This window comes from Paenibacillus sp. F024, from assembly GCF_057814255.1.
Genome location: NZ_JBVASZ010000152.1, coordinates 1 through 291, shown reverse-complemented (window position 1 = coordinate 291; position 291 = coordinate 1). Strand labels below are relative to the sequence as shown.

Below are 291 nucleotides of genomic sequence, written 5' to 3'. Positions count from 1 at the left end.
CCGACCCTGGATGGTCTGGCGCGTGATTTGACCGCCTATGCCAAAGAAGGCAACCTCGATCCGGTCCTCGGCCGAAGCAAAGAAATCGAGCGCGTCATCCAGGTGCTCAGCCGCAGAACAAAGAACAATCCGGTTCTGATTGGTGAGCCGGGGGTTGGTAAAACGGCCATTGCTGAAGGGCTGGCCCAGACAATTGTAGCCAACGAGATTCCGGAAACGCTGCGCGACAAGCGGGTAATGACGCTGGATATGGGTTCTGTCGTGGCCGGCACCAAATACCGCGGTGAATTT

At 57.0% G+C, this 291-nt stretch carries 1 pseudogene; it reads left to right on the top strand.

Annotated elements, in window-relative coordinates:
• Positions 1–291: pseudogene (locus ACZYR9_RS27760) on the top strand (ATP-dependent Clp protease ATP-binding subunit ClpC); the annotation flags it as partial.